20 protein-coding genes are annotated in these 16,615 nt (G+C 65.3%); 8 read left to right on the top strand and 12 right to left on the bottom strand.

Going from position 1 to position 16,615, the window contains the following annotated elements; all coding sequences use genetic code 11:
• The first annotated feature begins 124 nt into the window (after positions 1-124).
• From def (DDE20_RS13035) to fmt, 3 genes are all read left to right on the top strand, one after another.
• A complete protein-coding gene (gene def / locus DDE20_RS13035) occupies positions 125-646 on the top strand; it encodes a peptide deformylase (RefSeq protein WP_116558991.1) in 522 nt (173 codons plus the stop codon).
• Between the two features lie 93 nt (positions 647-739).
• On the top strand, positions 740-1,243 hold the full coding sequence (gene def / locus DDE20_RS13030) for a peptide deformylase (protein WP_116558940.1): 504 nt from the start codon (positions 740-742) through the stop codon (positions 1,241-1,243).
• Between the two features lie 12 nt (positions 1,244-1,255).
• Positions 1,256-2,170 (top strand): methionyl-tRNA formyltransferase, encoded by a 915-nt coding sequence (fmt, locus tag DDE20_RS13025; RefSeq protein ID WP_116558939.1) that lies wholly within the window; start codon positions 1,256-1,258, stop codon positions 2,168-2,170.
• 106 nt (positions 2,171-2,276) lie between these two features.
• Here the strand turns inward: fmt and smpB are convergent, their stop codons facing one another.
• The gene (smpB, locus tag DDE20_RS13020; protein WP_116558938.1) at positions 2,277-2,753 is read right to left on the bottom strand and encodes an SsrA-binding protein SmpB; all 477 of its coding nucleotides are present in this window, start codon (positions 2,751-2,753) and stop codon (positions 2,277-2,279) included.
• Positions 2,754-2,832: 79 nt separating this feature from the next.
• Between smpB and DDE20_RS13015 the strand changes: the two genes are divergently transcribed.
• From DDE20_RS13015 to DDE20_RS13005, 3 genes are all read left to right on the top strand, one after another.
• Entirely contained in the window at positions 2,833-3,114 is a 282-nt protein-coding gene (locus DDE20_RS13015) for an I78 family peptidase inhibitor (RefSeq protein ID WP_116558937.1), read from the top strand.
• A gap of 274 nt (positions 3,115-3,388) precedes the next feature.
• Positions 3,389-3,694, top strand: a complete 306-nt coding sequence (locus DDE20_RS13010) for a DUF2794 domain-containing protein (RefSeq protein WP_338066515.1) — start codon at positions 3,389-3,391, stop codon at positions 3,692-3,694.
• 41 nt (positions 3,695-3,735) lie between these two features.
• Positions 3,736-4,431, top strand: coding sequence for an RluA family pseudouridine synthase (locus DDE20_RS13005; RefSeq protein ID WP_116558935.1), 696 nt, complete (start codon positions 3,736-3,738; stop codon positions 4,429-4,431).
• A 603-nt stretch (positions 4,432-5,034) separates the two neighbouring features.
• Here DDE20_RS13005 and DDE20_RS13000 read toward each other — a convergent pair.
• From DDE20_RS13000 to DDE20_RS12950, 11 genes are all read right to left on the bottom strand, one after another.
• The gene (locus DDE20_RS13000; RefSeq protein ID WP_116558934.1) at positions 5,035-5,499 is read right to left on the bottom strand and encodes a PTS sugar transporter subunit IIA; all 465 of its coding nucleotides are present in this window, start codon (positions 5,497-5,499) and stop codon (positions 5,035-5,037) included.
• Between the two features lie 68 nt (positions 5,500-5,567).
• Entirely contained in the window at positions 5,568-6,134 is a 567-nt protein-coding gene (gene hpf, locus DDE20_RS12995; RefSeq protein WP_116558933.1) for a ribosome hibernation-promoting factor, HPF/YfiA family, read from the bottom strand.
• 80 nt (positions 6,135-6,214) lie between these two features.
• Positions 6,215-7,501 carry an RNA polymerase factor sigma-54 gene (locus DDE20_RS12990; RefSeq protein ID WP_116558932.1) on the bottom strand — a complete coding sequence of 429 codons (1,287 nt, stop codon included), beginning with the start codon at positions 7,499-7,501 and terminating at the stop codon, positions 6,215-6,217.
• 40 nt (positions 7,502-7,541) lie between these two features.
• Positions 7,542-8,282 carry an LPS export ABC transporter ATP-binding protein gene (gene lptB, locus DDE20_RS12985; RefSeq protein ID WP_116558931.1) on the bottom strand — a complete coding sequence of 247 codons (741 nt, stop codon included), beginning with the start codon at positions 8,280-8,282 and terminating at the stop codon, positions 7,542-7,544.
• Positions 8,283-8,291: 9 nt separating this feature from the next.
• Positions 8,292-8,837 carry an LptA/OstA family protein gene (locus tag DDE20_RS12980; RefSeq protein WP_240608043.1) on the bottom strand — a complete coding sequence of 182 codons (546 nt, stop codon included), beginning with the start codon at positions 8,835-8,837 and terminating at the stop codon, positions 8,292-8,294.
• Between the two features lie 10 nt (positions 8,838-8,847).
• The gene (locus DDE20_RS12975; protein WP_116558930.1) at positions 8,848-9,492 is read right to left on the bottom strand and encodes a hypothetical protein; all 645 of its coding nucleotides are present in this window, start codon (positions 9,490-9,492) and stop codon (positions 8,848-8,850) included.
• 18 nt (positions 9,493-9,510) lie between these two features.
• A complete protein-coding gene (locus DDE20_RS12970) occupies positions 9,511-10,122 on the bottom strand; it encodes a ribonuclease D (RefSeq protein ID WP_116558929.1) in 612 nt (203 codons plus the stop codon).
• A 143-nt stretch (positions 10,123-10,265) separates the two neighbouring features.
• Complete coding sequence (locus DDE20_RS12965; protein WP_116558928.1) at positions 10,266-11,234, bottom strand: formylglycine-generating enzyme family protein; 969 nt, start codon at positions 11,232-11,234, stop codon at positions 10,266-10,268.
• A 6-nt stretch (positions 11,235-11,240) separates the two neighbouring features.
• Positions 11,241-11,990, bottom strand: a complete 750-nt coding sequence (locus DDE20_RS12960; protein ID WP_116558927.1) for a maleate cis-trans isomerase family protein — start codon at positions 11,988-11,990, stop codon at positions 11,241-11,243.
• Entirely contained in the window at positions 11,987-13,180 is a 1,194-nt protein-coding gene (locus DDE20_RS12955) for a M24 family metallopeptidase (RefSeq protein WP_116558926.1), read from the bottom strand. Before DDE20_RS12955 ends, DDE20_RS12960 begins: the two co-directional genes overlap by 4 nt.
• Entirely contained in the window at positions 13,173-14,222 is a 1,050-nt protein-coding gene (locus DDE20_RS12950) for a pyridoxal-phosphate dependent enzyme (protein WP_116558925.1), read from the bottom strand. Before DDE20_RS12950 ends, DDE20_RS12955 begins: the two co-directional genes overlap by 8 nt.
• Before the next feature lie 255 nt (positions 14,223-14,477).
• Here DDE20_RS12950 and DDE20_RS12945 point away from each other — a divergent pair, with 255 nt between their 5' ends.
• Entirely contained in the window at positions 14,478-15,383 is a 906-nt protein-coding gene (locus DDE20_RS12945; protein ID WP_165814519.1) for a LysR family transcriptional regulator, read from the top strand.
• 228 nt (positions 15,384-15,611) lie between these two features.
• A complete protein-coding gene (locus DDE20_RS12940) occupies positions 15,612-16,592 on the top strand; it encodes a membrane dipeptidase (protein WP_116558923.1) in 981 nt (326 codons plus the stop codon).
• Positions 16,593-16,615: the final 23 nt, after the last annotated feature.

Genomic DNA, 16,615 nt, shown 5'->3' with positions numbered 1-16,615 from the left:
TGGCTCTCCTAGATTTGGCCGCAGTGTGCCGCGCAAATCGACAGGCGCAAGCCCTAGGCGTGGCAAATCGCATAAATGCACCGAAACCGTTGCACCCGCGCCGGTGATCCCCTATCTGATCGCCATGACCCTGCGCCCGATCCTGATCCATCCCGACCCGCGGCTGAAAAAGCGCTGCGCCCCCGTTGACTCGGTGACGCCCGAGATTGGCGCGCTGGCCGAGGATATGCTGCAAACCATGTATGACGCGCCCGGCGTTGGCCTTGCCGCACCGCAGATCGGCGTGTTGCAGCGGCTGTTCGTGATGGATTGCGTCAAGGAAGAGGGCGAGGCGCCGCAGCCGATGGTGTTGATCAATCCCGAGGTGATCTGGACCTCGGAAGAGACCAACACCCATGAGGAAGGCTGCCTGTCGATCCCCGATCAATACGCCGAGGTGACGCGCCCCGAACGGGTGCAGATGCGCTGGCTGGGGCTGGACGGCAAGCTGCATGAGGACGAGTTCGACGGGCTCTGGGCGACCTGCGCGCAGCATGAGTTGGACCATCTGAACGGCAAGCTGTTCATTGATTATCTGGGCGTGATGAAGCGGCAGTTGATCACCCGGCGGATGGAGAAACTCAAGCGCGAGCGGGCGCGGGGGTAAGCCCTTTGGCCCCTGCTCTCGGGCATTGCTCGGTGGACGCAGCGGCGGGCGAATGGTAGCTGCGGGCAGATTTTTGACCCGTCAGGAGCGCCGATGATCCGCAGATGTATTCCATGGCCCGACAAACGCCTGCGCACTGCGGCGGCCGAGGTCGATGCGATCACCGATGAGGTGCGCGTGGTCTGGGACGATATGATCGACACGATGGAGGCGATGCCCGGCGTTGGCATGGGCGCGCCGCAGATCGGGGTGATGCTGCGGTTGGCGGTGGTTGATGCCTCGACGGCGCGCGGGCAAGTGGTGCGGATGGCCAATCCCGAGGTGTTGCACGCCTCGGTGCAGCCGCGCAGCCATGAGGAGGCGAGCCCCAATCTGCCCGGTGTGCATGCCGAGATTTCCCGCCCGCGGGCGGTGACGGTGCGGTTTATGAATGAGGCCGGCGAGGTCGAAGAGCGCGATTTCGTCGGGCTTTGGGCGACCAGCGTGCAGCACCAGATCGACCATCTGAACGGGGTGATGTATTTCGATCACTTAAGCAAAACCAAACGCGATATGCTACTGCGGCGGGCGAAGAAATTCGCCGGTAAGCCGGGCTAAAGGGGGGCGGACATGCGGGTGATTTTCATGGGCAGCCCCGAGTTTTCGGTGCCGGTGCTGGAGGCTTTGCACGCCGAACATGAGGTGGTCTGCGTCTATTGCCAGCCGCCGCGTCCGGCGGGGCGTGGCAAGAAGGACCGGCCGACAGCGGTGCAGGCGCGGGCCGAGGAACTGGGCCTGATGGTGCGCCACCCTGAGCGGTTGCGCGATGCGGCGGCGCAGGCGGAGTTTGCCGCGTTGCAGGCGGATGTCGCGGTGGTGGTGGCTTACGGGTTGATCCTGCCGCAGGCGGTGCTGGATGCGCCGCGCTTGGGGTGCCTGAATATTCACGCCTCGCTGCTGCCACGCTGGCGTGGCGCCGCGCCCATTCACCGCGCGATCATCGCGGGGGATGCGGAAACCGGCGTCTGCATCATGCAGATGGAGGCGGGGCTGGACACCGGGCCGGTGCTCTTGCGCGAGACGCTGGCGATTGGTGGCGAGGAGACCACCGGAGAACTGCATGACCGGCTGTCGCTGATGGGCGCGGAGTTGATCGTGCGGGCGCTGGATCAATTGCCGGAGTTGACGCCGGAAGTGCAGCCCGACGAGGGTGTGAGTTATGCGCATAAGATCGACAAGGCGGAGGCGCGGGTGGATTGGCGGAGGTCAGCGGAAGAGGTGGCGCGGTTGATCAACGGGCTGTCGCCGTTTCCGGGGGCTTGGTGCGAGACGCCGGCGGGGCGGCTGAAGCTGCTCAAGGCGCGGGTGGTGGCGGGGGATGGTGCCGCCGGTGAGGTGCTCGGCGGGCTGGTGATTGCTTGCGGCAGCGGCGCGGTGGAGATCCTGCGCGCGCAGCGGCAGGGCAAGCGGGTGATGGAGGCCGACGAGCTGTTGCGCGGGTTGGACCTGCCGGTGGGCACGGTGTTGGACGCGCCGCCTGCGTGATGCGGGGTTAGGGGGCGCTGCCCCCTCGCCCTTCGGGCTCTCCCCCGGGATATTTTTGGACAGATGAGGGCGGTTTTAGATAAATTGTCGGGATTTAGAGCAGACGTCAGCCGTTTTCTTTGAGCAACCGGCGCTTTTGGCGGTCCCAGTCGCGTTTGGCGCTGGTCTCGCGTTTGTCGTGGTTCTTTTTGCCCTTGGCGATGCCGATCTTCAGCTTCACCCGCCCGCGGTCGTTGAAATACATCCGCAAGGGCACCAGCGTCATCCCCTGTTTCGCCGTCGCGGCCCAGAGTTTCGCCAGTTCTTTCTTGCTGACCAGTAGCTTACGCTTGCGGCGCTCGTCATGGCCCCAGGTTTTCGCCTGTAGATAGGGGGCGATATAGCCGTTGATCAGCCACAATTCACCGTCTTCAACGCTGGCGTAGCTTTCGGCGATATTGGCGCCGCCCTCGCGCAGGGATTTCACCTCGGAGCCGAACAGCACCACGCCGCATTCGAGATCATCCTCGATGAAATAATCATAGCGGGCGCGCCGGTTGTCGGCGATCAATTTGCTGTTGGGGTCGTGTTTTTTCTGGCTCATCCATGCGAGATATGGGTTCGAAGCTGCTCTGTCCAGTCTTGGCAGGGGCAGAAACCGCTTTGTGCAAAGGAGTATCGAGATGAGAGTGATCTTGGGGATGGCCGTTCTGGCGCTGATCGCGGGTTGCACCACCGAACTGCCGCAAGAGCGCGCGGATAATGCGGATCCGGTGGATGCCTGCGGGGCCGCGCAGTTGCAGCATCTGGTCGGCGCGCCACTGCCGCAGCCGTTTAGCCATCAGGGCGATGTGCGGATTTACACCAGCGGCTCGCCGGTGACGATGGATAACCGGCCCGACCGGCTGAACATCGAACTGGCGCCAAGCGGCGGCCAGCAGGTGGTGGCGGTAAGCTGCGGGTAAAACCGGTGCCGGGCCGCCAAGGCGCACCCGGCACCATAACTTGCGCCGCGCATCTTTGACCCGACGAGTGGGGGCCCGGCGGAGATACACGGCGCTTAGGCGCAGAGTATCCGCGAAATATGGCGCATATGCGGCGCGATTGTGGCGGCACTGGCACTGAGGGCGGGAATTTTGCGCCTGCGATTGCTGCGGGCGCGAAACACTTGCTTTTGCCGGCCACCGGCGGCAGTTTGAGGCGATGACCCTGCATTCGCTTCGCCCGCACCCCGCCCCTATGCCCGAGCAGACCAGCTTTGACCGGCATGAGCTGGGCGAGATCCTGCGGCTTTACGGGCGGTTTGTGGCGGCGGGGATCTGGCGCGATTACGGGATTTCCTGTCTGCGCGAGCGGGCGGTGTTCTCGGTGTTTCGCCATGCCGCCGAGACGCCGCGCTACCGGATCGAGAAAATCCCCGCGCTGCGCCACAAACAGGGGCTTTACGCGCTGTTCGGACCGGCGGGGCAATTGGTCAAACGCGGTTCGACCCTGCGCTCGGTGATGGCGCCATTGGAGCGTAAATTGCTGCGGGCGCTGGACTGAGCCTCTGGACGGGAGCCCCGCGCGCGGGATATGCGGGCGCTATGAGTGAAAAAGCCCAGAGTGAACACGCCGCGGATGAACAGGCCGCGCGTAGGTTTATCTACAACCCGCCGCCGGATGCTGCCGCGATCCTGCATGCCGACGACGATATTCTGGTGGTCGATAAGCCCGCCGGTCTGCTGTCGGTGCCCGGCCGTGGCGCGGACCGTGCGGATTGTCTGATTGCGCGGCTGCGGGTGGAATTCCCCGATGTGCTGCTGGTGCATCGGCTGGATCTGGACACCTCGGGGGTGATTATCTTCGGGCTGACCAAACAGGCGCAGGCGCATCTGGGCAAGCAGTTCGAGACCCGCAAGACCCAGAAGCGCTATGTGGCGCTGGTTGCGGGGCATCTGGCCGAGGCGCGCGGGCGGGTGGATCTGCCGCTGATTGTCGACTGGCCGAACCGGCCGCGGCAGATGGTCTGTCATGAGACCGGCAAAGCGGCGCAGACCGACTGGCGGGTGGCGCGGCAGGAGGGCGAGAACACGCGGGTGATCCTGAAGCCCCTGACCGGCCGCAGCCACCAGTTGCGGGTGCATATGCTGGCGCTGGGGCATCCGATTCTGGGCGATCCGCTCTATGCCAGCGGCGCGGCGGCGGCGTTCCCGCGGTTGATGCTGCATGCCGAGGAATTGCGGCTGCGGCATCCAGCGACGGGAGCGGCGATGAGTTTTAAGGCGAAGGTGCCGTTTTAGGGGCGGACTTGCTGTTTCGCCCGGGGGCACCCCGGGCCGCGCCCGACCCTCCCCCCGGGAGGGCGCATTGGCGATGCCGCACGCTGTTCGCATGACATGAGTGCTTTTGAGCGTGATCTGCTGTGGCGAGCGAGCGGGCGCCCACCCAGGGTCGGGCGCGGCCCTTAGGGCTTTCGAATGGTTATTGAACGGCGGGTTCAGGCGGCGCTGGTAACTGGGTCGCCATTGATCAGCCGTCTGGCGCATGGGGACCGCGGGCAGCGACCGACGCTTGGCGCTTCGGTTGGCGCGGAATGGTGGCAGGCGCTGGTAGATGAGTCGCCGCTGTTCAACCGTCTGGCGCGTGGGCACCACGGGCCGCGCCCGACCCTCCCCATGGGAGGGCGCATTGGCGATGTCATTCGCTGCTCGGACGACATGGATGCTTTGGAGGGCAGTCTGCTGTGGAGAGGGAGCGGCGCCCACCCAGGGTCGGGCGCGGCCCTTATCGCTTTGCTCCGCGGGTGTTGCAGACAGCGGTTCAGGCGGGTGATTTCAAGCCAAGCATCATCGGACACGCAGCCTTCAGGGCTTATACCACCGGTTAAACCCGTGGCCGCCTGATCAGGCGGCTTTGGTTTCGGGATGCTCGCAGAGGATCGCGAAGAGTTTGTCGGGATCGTCATTCGCCCGCAGTTTCGCGCAGATCGCCGGATCGCGCAGGGTGCGGGACACGAGGGCCAGCGCCTTGAGATGCTCGACCCCGGCCTCGCGCGGGGCGAAGAGCGCCAGCACCAGATCCACCGGCGCGCGGTCCACCGAGCCGTAATCCAGCGGGCGATCCAGCCGGATGAACACGCCTTTCACCCGCTCGATCCCGTCAATCCGCGCATGCGGCAGCGCCACACCACGGCCCACGCCGGTGGGGCCGAGGCTCTCGCGTTCCTGCAGCGCGTCAATCGCCAGCGAGTCGTCGATCTGATGCGCCTGTCGGGCGGTTTCGGCAAGGTCCTGGAACAGACGCTTCTTGCTTTTCACAGCATTGCACACCCGGATTGCGCCCGGGGTCAACAAATCAGCCAGTTCCATTCAGGCCTCCTGCTCGAGTCATTCTGTAGGCGGGCCAATGGCGGCGTGCCACCACTGGCCTTGTCCTGTTAGTCCGGATCGATCCAACCGATGTTGCCGTCGTTGCGGCGGTGCACCACGTTGATCTTGCCGTGTCGTTCGTTGCGGAACACCAGAACATCTGACTGCCCCAATTCCATCTGCATCACCGCCTCACCGACCGAGATCGACGGAATACGGGTTTCCATCTCGGCAATGATCATCGGCTGCAGCGAATCCGGCTCGTCGCCGTTCACGGCGTCTTCTGCGGCGAGGATATACGACGGGGCGCCCGCGAATTCAACGGGCGAGCGGCGATCTTTGTAATGGTCCTTCAATCGCCGTTTGTAGCGACGCAATTGCTTGTCCATCCGCTCGGCACAGGATTCGAACGCATTGTAGATTTCGTTGGCCTGACCGCGGGCTTGCACCGTCAGACCACTGGAAAGATGAACCGTTGCTTCGCAAACATGATGGTGGGCATCGCGGGAAAACACGACTTGGGCGTCGGTCGGTCGCTGGGCATATTTCGCCATCAACTCATCGACTTCGGTCTCGACATGGGTCTGCAGGGCTTCCCCGATGTCGATCTGTTTTCCGCTTATTTGATACCGCATAGGCCTCTCCTCTTTGGCGCGGAGCCAGCGGGGTCAAAACGGCCCCGAGGGTCTCCGCCATCTCGGCCTGTCGTTGCGGATCATTCCCCGGTGTCGGCGCCCCGTCTGGCTTTGGCCAAGCGGCGCCGTACCGCCGACGAGGGAATGCGCAGGCCTTGCCTGTATTTGGCGACAGTTCGACGTGCGATGTCAACGCCTTCCGCATTCAGTTTTTCGACAAGTGATTCGTCGGACAGGGGCTGGCCCGCGGGTTCACCGGCGATCAGCTCGGCCAGACGCTTTTTCACCGCGCCCGCCGCGACCGGCCCATCGGCGCCTTTGATCGCGCTGGAAAAGAACACCGAGAGCGGCCAGAGACGCCCGTCCACATCAATCGCCTTGCCCGAAACCGCGCGGCTGATCGTCGAGGGGTGCAATTGCAGATCGGCGGCGAGATCGCCGCGGGTGCAGGGGGTCAAACCCTTCGGCCCCTCGGCGAAAAACCGCGCTTGATTGAGCGCCAGCCAATCGCCGATTCGGGAGAGCGTCTGGCCGCGTTGCTCGAGCGCAGCGATCAGGGCGCGGGCGCGCTCCAGCAACTCAGGCGCGAAGCCGTCGTCACTGGCGCGGGCGACCATGGCGCGGTCGAGATGCAGCGCGGGATGGGCGCGGCGCTCGGGCAGGATGCTGAGCGTGCCGTCGCTGTTGCGCTCAAGCCGCAGATCGGCGCGCAGATGCTGGGCGGGGGCTGCCATGGTCTCGGGCACGGGGCGCGGGGTCAGGCTTTGCAACAGCGTGGCGCGGGCTTTGAGTGCGGGCAGCGGCAGGGACAGCGCCTTGCGCAGCGCCGGCCAGTCGCGACGGCCAAAACCGTCGAGATGGGCGAGGGTCTGGGTGGCGTCCTCCTCGCCCAGCCCTTTGGCGCGCAATTGCAGATGCAGACATTCGGGCAGGGTGCGCGCGCCGATCCCCGCCGGTTCGCAGGCTTGCAGGGCGCGCAGCCCGTCCTCGAGCAGCGCCAGCGGCAGCGCGAGTTCCGTGGACAGCTCGGCCAGCGTCACATCCAGAAACCCGTCGTCACGCAATTCGCCGATCAGGAAGTCGGCGGCGGCGGCGGTTTTGGGCGGCAGGTCCTGGCGCGAGAGTTGCAGGCGCAGGTCTTCATGGAAGCCCAGCGCAGGGGCGATCTGCTCGGCGACCATGCCATCAGAGGGCGCGGGCGCAGCGGGCGGGCTGTGCAGCAGGAAGGGGTTGCGCGCGGCCTCGCGGGCGACCTCTTCGGCCAGCTCCAAGGGCGACATGCGCAAGACCGCCAGCCGCGTGCGCAATTGCGGCGTCAGGGCGAGGCGCTGCTTGAGTTGCAGGTCAAGCCGTGGCGTCAGGCTCATAATGCCCCTTTCTCGCCGCCGTAACTGCCCCAGCAGCGGGCTACTTGAAGCTGTCGCCCAGATAGACGCGGCGCACGTCTTCGTCCTGCACAACCTCTTCGGGCGTGCCGCTCATCAGCACTTTGCCATCATGCAGGATATAGGCGCGGTCAACGATCTCAAGGGTCTCGCGGACGTTATGATCGGTGATCAACACGCCGATGCCGCGTTCGGTCAGATCACCGACCAGCGCGCGGATATCGCCGACGGCAATCGGGTCAACACCGGCGAAAGGCTCATCAAGCAGCACAAACGAGGGGTTGGAGGCGAGGCAACGGGCGATCTCGGTGCGCCGCCGCTCACCGCCCGAAAGCGCCATCGCGGGGGATTTGCGCAGGCGGGTGATGGAAAATTCCTCGAGCAATTCCTCCAGCCGCGCGGCGCGTTGCGTGCGGTCGGGGACCGAGAGTTCCAAAATCGCGTTGATATTATCCTCTACCGACATGCCGCGAAAGATCGACATTTCCTGCGGCAGATAGCCGATGCCGAGGCGCGCGCGGCGATACATCGGCCAGCCGGAAACATCGCGCCCGTCGATCAACACCTGCCCCGCATCGGCGGGCACCAGACCGGCGACGCAGTAAAAACATGTGGTCTTGCCCGAGCCATTCGGCCCCAAAAGCGCCACCACCTCGCCACGGGCCAGCGACAGGTCGATGCCGCGCAGCACCGGCCGGCGTTTGTAGGCTTTGCGCAGGCCTGCAATCTGCAGCCCGCTGTCTGGCGTCGCATGGTCAGTCATAGGGGGAAATCAATCAAATTGGATAATCGTCCGCACGCGGCCCATCATACGGCCAGTGCCATTGCGCAGATCGGCGATGAAACGCTCGCCCGAGAGCAGGTTCGGCCCCTGCACCAGCATCACATCGCCGGTCATCTCGAGGGTCTGGGCGCGCATCGAATAGACCGCGCGTTCGGCCTCGACCGCCTCTTCGCTGGTCACCATGGCAACGTCGCCGGTGGCGGTCAGCGTGCCGATCCGCCGCGAGCCTTCGGTGGCGCCTGCTTCATAGACCAGTTGCAGCAGATTGGCCGAAATCCGCATATCGCCCTGCGCGGCCAGCACATTGCCGGTGAACACGGTGGCGCCGGTGGTCTGGTCAACCTCGAGCGAGTCGGCGGTGACCTCGAGCGCGCTTTCCTCCAGCCGAAGCGACGAGCCGAAACGGATTTGCACATCCTGCGCCTGTGCCGGTAGCGAGACCATCAGCGCCGCAGCCAGCACCGCCATGAGAAAGCCGCTCAATACAGGGCCCATGGCGTAGGTCAGGACGGGTCGCGGCATCGGATGGATCATTCGGCGCTCCTCAGTTCTCTGGTTGATATATCAACCGCACACCGCCCCCGAAAACAAGCACATAACCCTGTTCCATGGGCGAATCGACGCGCATTACCATGTTTCCGGCGTGGATTTCCCCCGCAGGCGCCCGTCCCGAGACCTCGCCCGGGGCGCGGATATGGGTGGAATCCAGCAGCCCCTCGATGCGTTCGGTGCGCAGATCATAGCCCGGTGTCGCGCTCAGCCGCAGCCCGCCGCTCATCTCGAAGCTGCCGGCGCCGCGGTCAACCACGCCGGACTCGGCATGGGCCATCAGCGTCTCGCCCTCGGCGCCCTCAAGGCTCAGATCCAAGCCGGTGACCTCGAGCCGCATCGCTGCATTGGGGTCGGAACGCGCGGTCTCGGTGACAATGGTCAGCGCCGCCCCGTCCTCGGTGACACCGGCAAAGCGCGCGCCGGACAGACGCGGATCGCGGGCGCGGTCCTCGACATCAATCGAGGCCATCGAGATCCCCTGCGTCGGGTCAATCGTGCGCGCCAGCAGGAACACCAGCGACAGCAGCACCAGCGCGGTCAGCGGCAGCACGATCTTGAGCACGCCGATCAGCCGTGAATACCGCGAGCGCGTCGCGCGTGCCCCCTGCCGTGATCCTTGCCTGATGAGACGCGCCATGCCCCTGATCTCCGTGGGTTAATGCGAGAAGATATCCGTGTCGGACCAGCCGGCGATATCCAGTAGCGCGCGCTGCGGCAGAAAGTCGAAACACGCCTGCGCGAGGGCCACGCGGTCTTCGCGCACCAGCATGAATTGCAGCCGCTCCTTGAGCCGGTGCAGATAGAGCACATCCGAGGCGGCATAGTCACGCTGCGCCTGAGAGATATCCGCCGCGCCCCAGTCGCTGGATTGTTGCAGTTTCGAGATATCGACGTTGAGGAGTTCGCTGAGCAGGTTTTTCAGCCCGTGGCGGTCGGTATAGGTGCGCACCAGTTTCGAGGCGATCTTGGTGCACCAGACCGGTGCCGCCAAAACGCCAAAGCGGTGATAAAGCGCGGCGATATCAAAGCGGCCGTAGTGAAAGAGTTTAAGCACCTGCGGATCGGCCAAGAGCCGCGTCAGATTGGGCGCTTCGCTCTGGTCTGGGCTGATCTGCACCAGATGCGCGTTGCCGTCTCCGCATGATAGCTGCACCAGACAGAGCCGGTCGCGCTGCGGGTTCAGCCCCATAGTTTCGCAATCAATCGCCACCACCGCGCCGAGATCGAGATCATCGGGCAGGTCGTTTTTATAGAGATGAATTGCCATAGCGCCCCTTTCGGCCCCGTTTCCTATTCGCGGTTTGATCGCGGCGGGTGTAATCGCCTAGCCCGCGCGGCGATAGCGCTTTCTGCCCGATCCGCTGCTGTCAGGCAACTCGGGCGGCCATTCGGGCCGGGTTTACCCCGCGTCTAGGCGGGCGCGGCGACGCGAAACCCGATATTGCCGGTGGAGCTTTCGGGGTCGTTGCGGGTGCGTGAATGCACATGATACCGGTCGCAATAGCTGTCGTGGCAGAGATAGGAGCCCCCGCGCTGCACCCGTGCATGGCCGGTGGCGGCGCCCTGCGGCTCGCGGTCGGGCTTGCCCTTGATCGGTGCCGGATGCGGGCCGAAGCGGTCGCTCACCCATTCCCAGACATTGCCGGTCATATTGTAGAGGCCGTAAGCGTTGGGCTGATAGGCGCGCACCGGCGCGGTGCCGATATAGCCGTCCTCGGCGGTGTTCTGCTGCGGGAAACTGCCTTGAAAGATGTTCATCGCGTGCTGGCCCTGCGGCAGCAGCGTATCGCCCCAGGGGTATTTTTTATGCGCCAGCCCGCCGCGGGCGGCGCGTTCCCATTGCGCCTCACTGGGCAGGATCAGACCGGCCCAGCGGCAATAGGCCTGTGCGTCAAACCAGCTGATATGCACCGCCGGATGGTCCATGCGGGTGGTGATACTGCTGCCCGGCCCCTCGGGGTGCTGCCATGACGCGCCATGAACTTGCCGCCACCAGTTCAGGCCCGGCGGGCTGGTCGGATGCGCCTCGGGGTCAGCGAGTAGAAGGTGGAAGACAAAGCTCCAGCCCTCCGCCTCGGCAACGGTGCGGTAGCCGGTGGCTGTGGTGAACCGCGCAAACTCGGCATTGGTGACCGAGGTCGGCGCGATCAGATAGGGGCGCAGATGCACCTTGCGGCGCGGGCTGTCGCCATCGTCGGGATAGGTCGAGCGCCGTGTGCCCATGTCAAAGAACCCGCCGGGGATTTCGACCAGTGCGTCGCGCAATTCCGCCTGCACCTCCGGCGTGGCGGGGGTGACCTCTGCCAGCGCCGCCTCGCAGCGCGCGGTCAATGCCGCCATCGGGTCAATCTCGGGGGTGCAGCAGGGTTTTGTGTCCATCTCGGCTCACTCGGTTAGGGCGCGCAGCAATTGGCCCGGCGCGCCCTTGGGCAGTGTTAGCCCGCAGTGCCGCGCCATCTGCCAAGCCAGCGCCTGATTGCTGCTGATGACCGGCAGGCCCAGTTTCTGCTCCAGATCGTCCAGAATATCCAGCGTGCGCAGATTGGTGCAAGAGATGAACACCGCTTCGACGCCCTCGGTGCGGCCCGCTTGTAGCGCGGCGGCGTGGATCGAAGCGGGATCTATGCGCGCGACATTGGCCTCGACGGTCTCGCCGAAGGACAGGGTGGCAGGGATGTGGAAACCGGCGCCCTCAAAAGCGCGGCGGATCGGCTGCGCGACCGCCTCGATATAGGGCGAGACAATGGCCAGAGAGCGGGTGCGCAGATGGGTGAAGGCGCCCAGCGCGGCAGTCAGGGGATCGGCCACCTGTGCGGTATTGCAGGCGGAGTGGATCATCCCCGCGACGGCCTCGGCGCCGATCAATGTGGTGCCCGAGGTGCAGCCGTAGCCGACAGAGTCGAACGCGGCGGCGGGCGGCAGGAGGGCGGCGGCGCGGGGCAGGTCCACAGCCATTTGCCCGATGGTGTCGGGGTTGAGATCGGCGCCCGAGGGGATGCGGCTGATATGGAGCGCGAGTTGCGGGTCGGGGAAGAGGCGGCGGAAGTCCTGCTCGATGGTCTCATCGACCTGCAACACAATCAGCCCGAGGGTCTTGCGGCCAATCGGACCGGTGAGACGATAGGGCTGACTCATAGCGCCAGTTCCGGAAGGATGGCGGGAGCGCGAGGTGACAAGAGCTCCGGCCCCGTGTCGCGCAGCACGATGTTTTCCTCATGCACGAGGATCTTGCCCTTGGCCACCTCAACCCCCGGTTCCAGCGTCAGCACCATGCCCGCGCGCAGCTCGGTCTGGTCCCGCGCGGTGAGCGAGGGCCATTCGGTCAGGGTCAGCCCCAAACCGTGGCCCAAGCGCCCGCCCAGCGGCGTGGCGCCTTTGGCGCTTAGGGCGTCGCAGAGGATCCGGTGCAGATCGGCGGCGCGCATGCCGGGGCGCAAGGTGGCGAGCGCGACTTCGGTGGCATGAGTGAGCGCGTCATGGGCGCGGCGCGCATCATCCGAGGGTGGGCCGACGGCATAATTGCGGTCAAAATCGCAGAAATACCCGTCACGCACCGCGCCGGTGTCGAGCATCACTATATCGCCTTTGCGCAGCGGCACGGCCTCGGCGGGCGAGATCACATCGCCGTAGCCCCCCTGCCCCGCGCCGCCTGCGGTATAGCTGACCCAATCCGCCCCCGCTTGCAGCAGCGCCACCTGAAAATCGCGAAACACCTGATCCAAAGGCACACCCGCGGCGGCGAACTCGGGCACCTGCGCGAAGGCCTGATCGGCAATGCCGCAGATGGCGCGGATCTTGGCGATCTCGGCGTCGGATTTCACCTCGCGCACCCGCTGCACCGTGGCGGTGGCATCGAGGATGCGGCGCGGGGCAAGGCGCTGGATCACCCGCGCATAATCGCCCAAGGGCATGCGCAGATGCGTCTCCAGCCCCATCGGCACCCCGATGGCGCCCGATGGCGGCACCAGTTCGGCCAAAGCCTCGGATAGCAGGCTGACGCCATCGTCCTGCGGATCGGGCGCCTCCCATGTGCGGATGTCACGGACCCATGTGCGCGCCATCAGATCGGCGCCAATCGCGGGGATCACCGCGACAGGGGCGCCCAAGGCAGGGACGACCACGAACCACGGGCGCGCGGGGCTTTCCCAGAAGCGGGTCAGAAAGCCGGTGGTATAGTAGATATCGGGCGGGGTGGTCAGCAGCAGCGCCTCCATCCCCGCCTGCGCCATAGATGCTTGCAGGGCGGTGACGCGGCGCTGGTATTCCGCGGGCGGAAAGCCGCGCGCGGGCAGAGGTGTGGCTGCGGGGGCTGCCGCCTCAGGCATCCTCGGGGCCTTCGCTGAGGATCGCCAGCACCTGCGCCTCGGGGCCGATCTCGGGCAGACCGGCGATCAGCGCCGCCAGCCCCGCCGCGCCCGAAGGCGTCGAGGCGAACCCCTGCTGCGCCATCACCGCGACGCCGCGCTCGGCCTCGGCATCGCTGATGGTGACGAAATAATCGGCGTCGCGCGCCAGTCCGGCCAGCGCCACCAGCGAGGGCGTCTTGCAATCGAGCCGCCCCATATTCGACACCCCGCCCTGCGTCTCGACCAGAGCGCCGGCGCGGATGCTATCGGCAAGGGCGGGCGCCTGATCGGGCTCGACGACGATGATTTTCGGCGCCTCGCCCCATGCCGCGCGGGCTTTGACAGCGACGGCAGCGGCAAGCCCGCCGACACCGGCCTGCAACAGGATATGGCTGGGCGGGGTGACCATCTGCGCGACAATCTCGGCGGCGAGCTGCACATAGCCCTCCATCACCCGCGTCGGCACCTCGATATAGCCGGGCCATGAACTGTCGGACAAGAGCGTCCAATCATTGGCATCGGCGGCCTGCGCGGCGGCCTCCATCGAGGCCTCGTAATTGGCACCCGCGCGCACCACCTGCGCGCCCATATCGCGCAGACGGCGGGCGAAAGCCTCGGGCACGGTCTCGGCCAGATAGATCACCGCCTGCGCGCCGAAAACCCGCGCCCCCGCAGCCACCGAAAGCCCGTGATTGCCGGCGCTGGCAGCGACATAGGTGCGCCCGCGCAACGCCTGCTCCCAAGCATCGCCGCGCACCACTTCCGAGGCGTCATGGGCGATGACAAAGGCCGCGCCCAGCGCCTTGAAACTGCCCAGCCCCATGCGCTGGCGTTCATCCTTGATCTGCAGACCGGCAATGCCGAGATCGGCGGCCACCGCGGCGGCGTCGATCAGCGGCGTGCGCTCATAGACCGGACAGAGCGCCAAAAGCGCGCCGACCACCTGCGAACTGCTGCGCGGAAACTCGGTCAGCCCGGGCAATCCGGCGCCGCGAAACGGGTTTTGCAAGGTGACGGGCACGGGGTTCTCCTTGGCTGGTCCGGTGGCGGACAAGGGCGGGCAGCGCAGCGCCGGTCACCCCAGCGATCTGACTTGATGGAGGGTTTTGATGCGCTGCTTTGCGACGCTTTGCAACACTGCAGAGAGGCGGATCGCGGATTTGGCGGATTTGCCCGCTGCCAAACCGGCCTGCGCAGCATCGACTTGCGGGCCAACCGCGCTTAGGTTGAGCGCGGGCACAGGATGCCCCAACCGGCGGCTGCAGGAGCCTTTGTCATGGCGATCAAGATCGAAATGCTGCGGTGTTTTCAGGCGGTGGTCGATCACGGGCGGCTGTCGGATGCGGCGGCGGCGCTGGGCCGCACCCCCTCGGCGGTGTCGATGACGCTCAAGCAGCTTGAGGATCATATCGGCGCGCCCCTGTTCGAGACCAGCCGCAAGTCACGGCTCAGCACGCTGGGCGAACAGGTCTATCAGGAGGCGCTGCTGGCGCTGGCGCATTTCGAGCGCTCGCTGGCCACGATCGACAGTCTGTCGCGCTCGCAGGCGGGCTATGTGCGGCTGGCGGTGACGCCCTCAGTGGCGGCGATGATCCTGCCGCCGATCATTCAGGCGTTTCTGGCCGATCACCCCGGCGTGCGGATCGAGATGCATGATATGACCAGCGCCGCCGTGCAGCGCGACTTGCAGAACGAGCGCGCCGATATCGGGCTGGCCAGCATCCCGCCGACCGAGGGGCTGGCGCGCAAACCGCTGTTTCGCGATCCTTTCGGCGTGGTTTGCCGCGCCGATACGCCGCTGGCGCGCGCCGGGCTGCCGCTGACATGGGAGGCGATCGCCCGCGAGGAGTTCATCACCAACGGGCTGTGCGCACAGATCACTGATCCGCAGTTTCAGCCGGTGCTCTTGGGCGCGCGGTTGGAGGTGCCCAATACCGCCTCGCTGCTGGCGCTGATCCGTGCTGGTGTCGGGGTCACCGTGCTGCCGCGTCTGGCGGTGCCCGAGGATATCGCCGATCTGGTGTTCCTGCCGCTGCCCGATGCGACGATCCAGCGCGAGGTCTGGATGGTGACCTCGGACCGCATCCGCCCGACACCGGTGGTGCGCGATTTCGCCAAGGCGATCCTGCAGGCGGCAGCGAGCGACCTGCGGGGACATAGTGATTTCAGTTTTTCTGAATAATCATCAATTATTTTGCGTTTGATTTAATATTCGCGCGCAGGCTTATTGGGAGTCCAGACTTCCCCCTGCCCGTTCAGGGGCAAAACGGGCTGTGCTGCGCGCTGTGATCCGAACCTGCTGCCTCCGACACCCTCGGGTGGGGCGGGTATCGCCGGTTGCATCCGCTGCCAGAGGCCAAAGCCCTTTGGCCCTATGCACGCGCGCCGCACCGCCAGAGATGAGGATACTATGACGAACTACCGGATTGATAATCTGCAATACGCCAATTGGTCGGAGAAGATCTTTCGCCAGATGCGCGAGGGCGGCGTGGATGCGGTGCATGTCACCATCGCCTACCACGAGAATTTCCGCGAGACGGTGCTCAATATCGAGCAGTGGAACCGCTGGTTCGAGCAATATCCCGACCTGATTTTCCACGGCGAATGGGCCAGCGACGTGGCAAAAGCCCGCGAGACCGGCCGCACGGCGATCTTCTTTGGCTTCCAGAACCCCAGCCCGATCGAGGATGATATCGGTCTGGTGGCGGTGCTGCACAAGCTCGGCGCGCGGTTCATGCAGCTGAGCTATAACAACCAGTCCCTGCTGGCCACCGGCTGCTACGAGGCCGAGGATCCCGGTATCACCCGCATGGGCAAACAGGTGATCAAAGAGATGAACCGCGTCGGGCTGGTCATCGACATGAGCCATTCGGCGGATCGCTCGACCATCGAGGCTGCCGATCTGTCCACGCGTCCGATCACCGTCACCCATGCCAATCTGCACGCATGGCAACCCGCATTGCGCAACAAGCGTGACGATGTGGTGCGCGCGGTGACGCAAAACGGCGGCATGATGGGCTTCTCGCTCTATCCGCATCACCTCAAGGACAAATCCGCCTGCACGCTGACCAGCTTTTGCGAGATGATCGCCCGCGCCGCCGAGCAGTTCGGCGCCGAGCATTTCGGCATCGGCAGCGATCTGTGTCAGGACCAGCCCGATTCGGTGGTCGAATGGATGCGCGTTGGCCGCTGGAGCAAGGAAATCGACTATGGCGAAGGCTCGGCCGCCGCCCCCGGTTTCCCGCCGATGCCCGAGTGGTTCCGCGACAACCGCGATTTTGGTAATATCGAGGCCGGTCTGCGCGAGATCGGTTTCAACGCTGAAGAGACCGCTGGTCTGATGGGCAACAACTGGCACCGGTTCTTTGCCGAGAATTTCACGCCAGAATAACCCGCCGCTATAAGCCGCCGACG

Origin of the sequence: Pararhodobacter oceanensis (assembly GCF_003076755.1) — a bacterium.
Classification (GTDB): domain Bacteria; phylum Pseudomonadota; class Alphaproteobacteria; order Rhodobacterales; family Rhodobacteraceae; genus Pararhodobacter; species Pararhodobacter oceanensis.
Note: the sequence above shows the minus strand (reverse complement) of the source record. Positions and strands in the feature narration are given on the sequence as shown.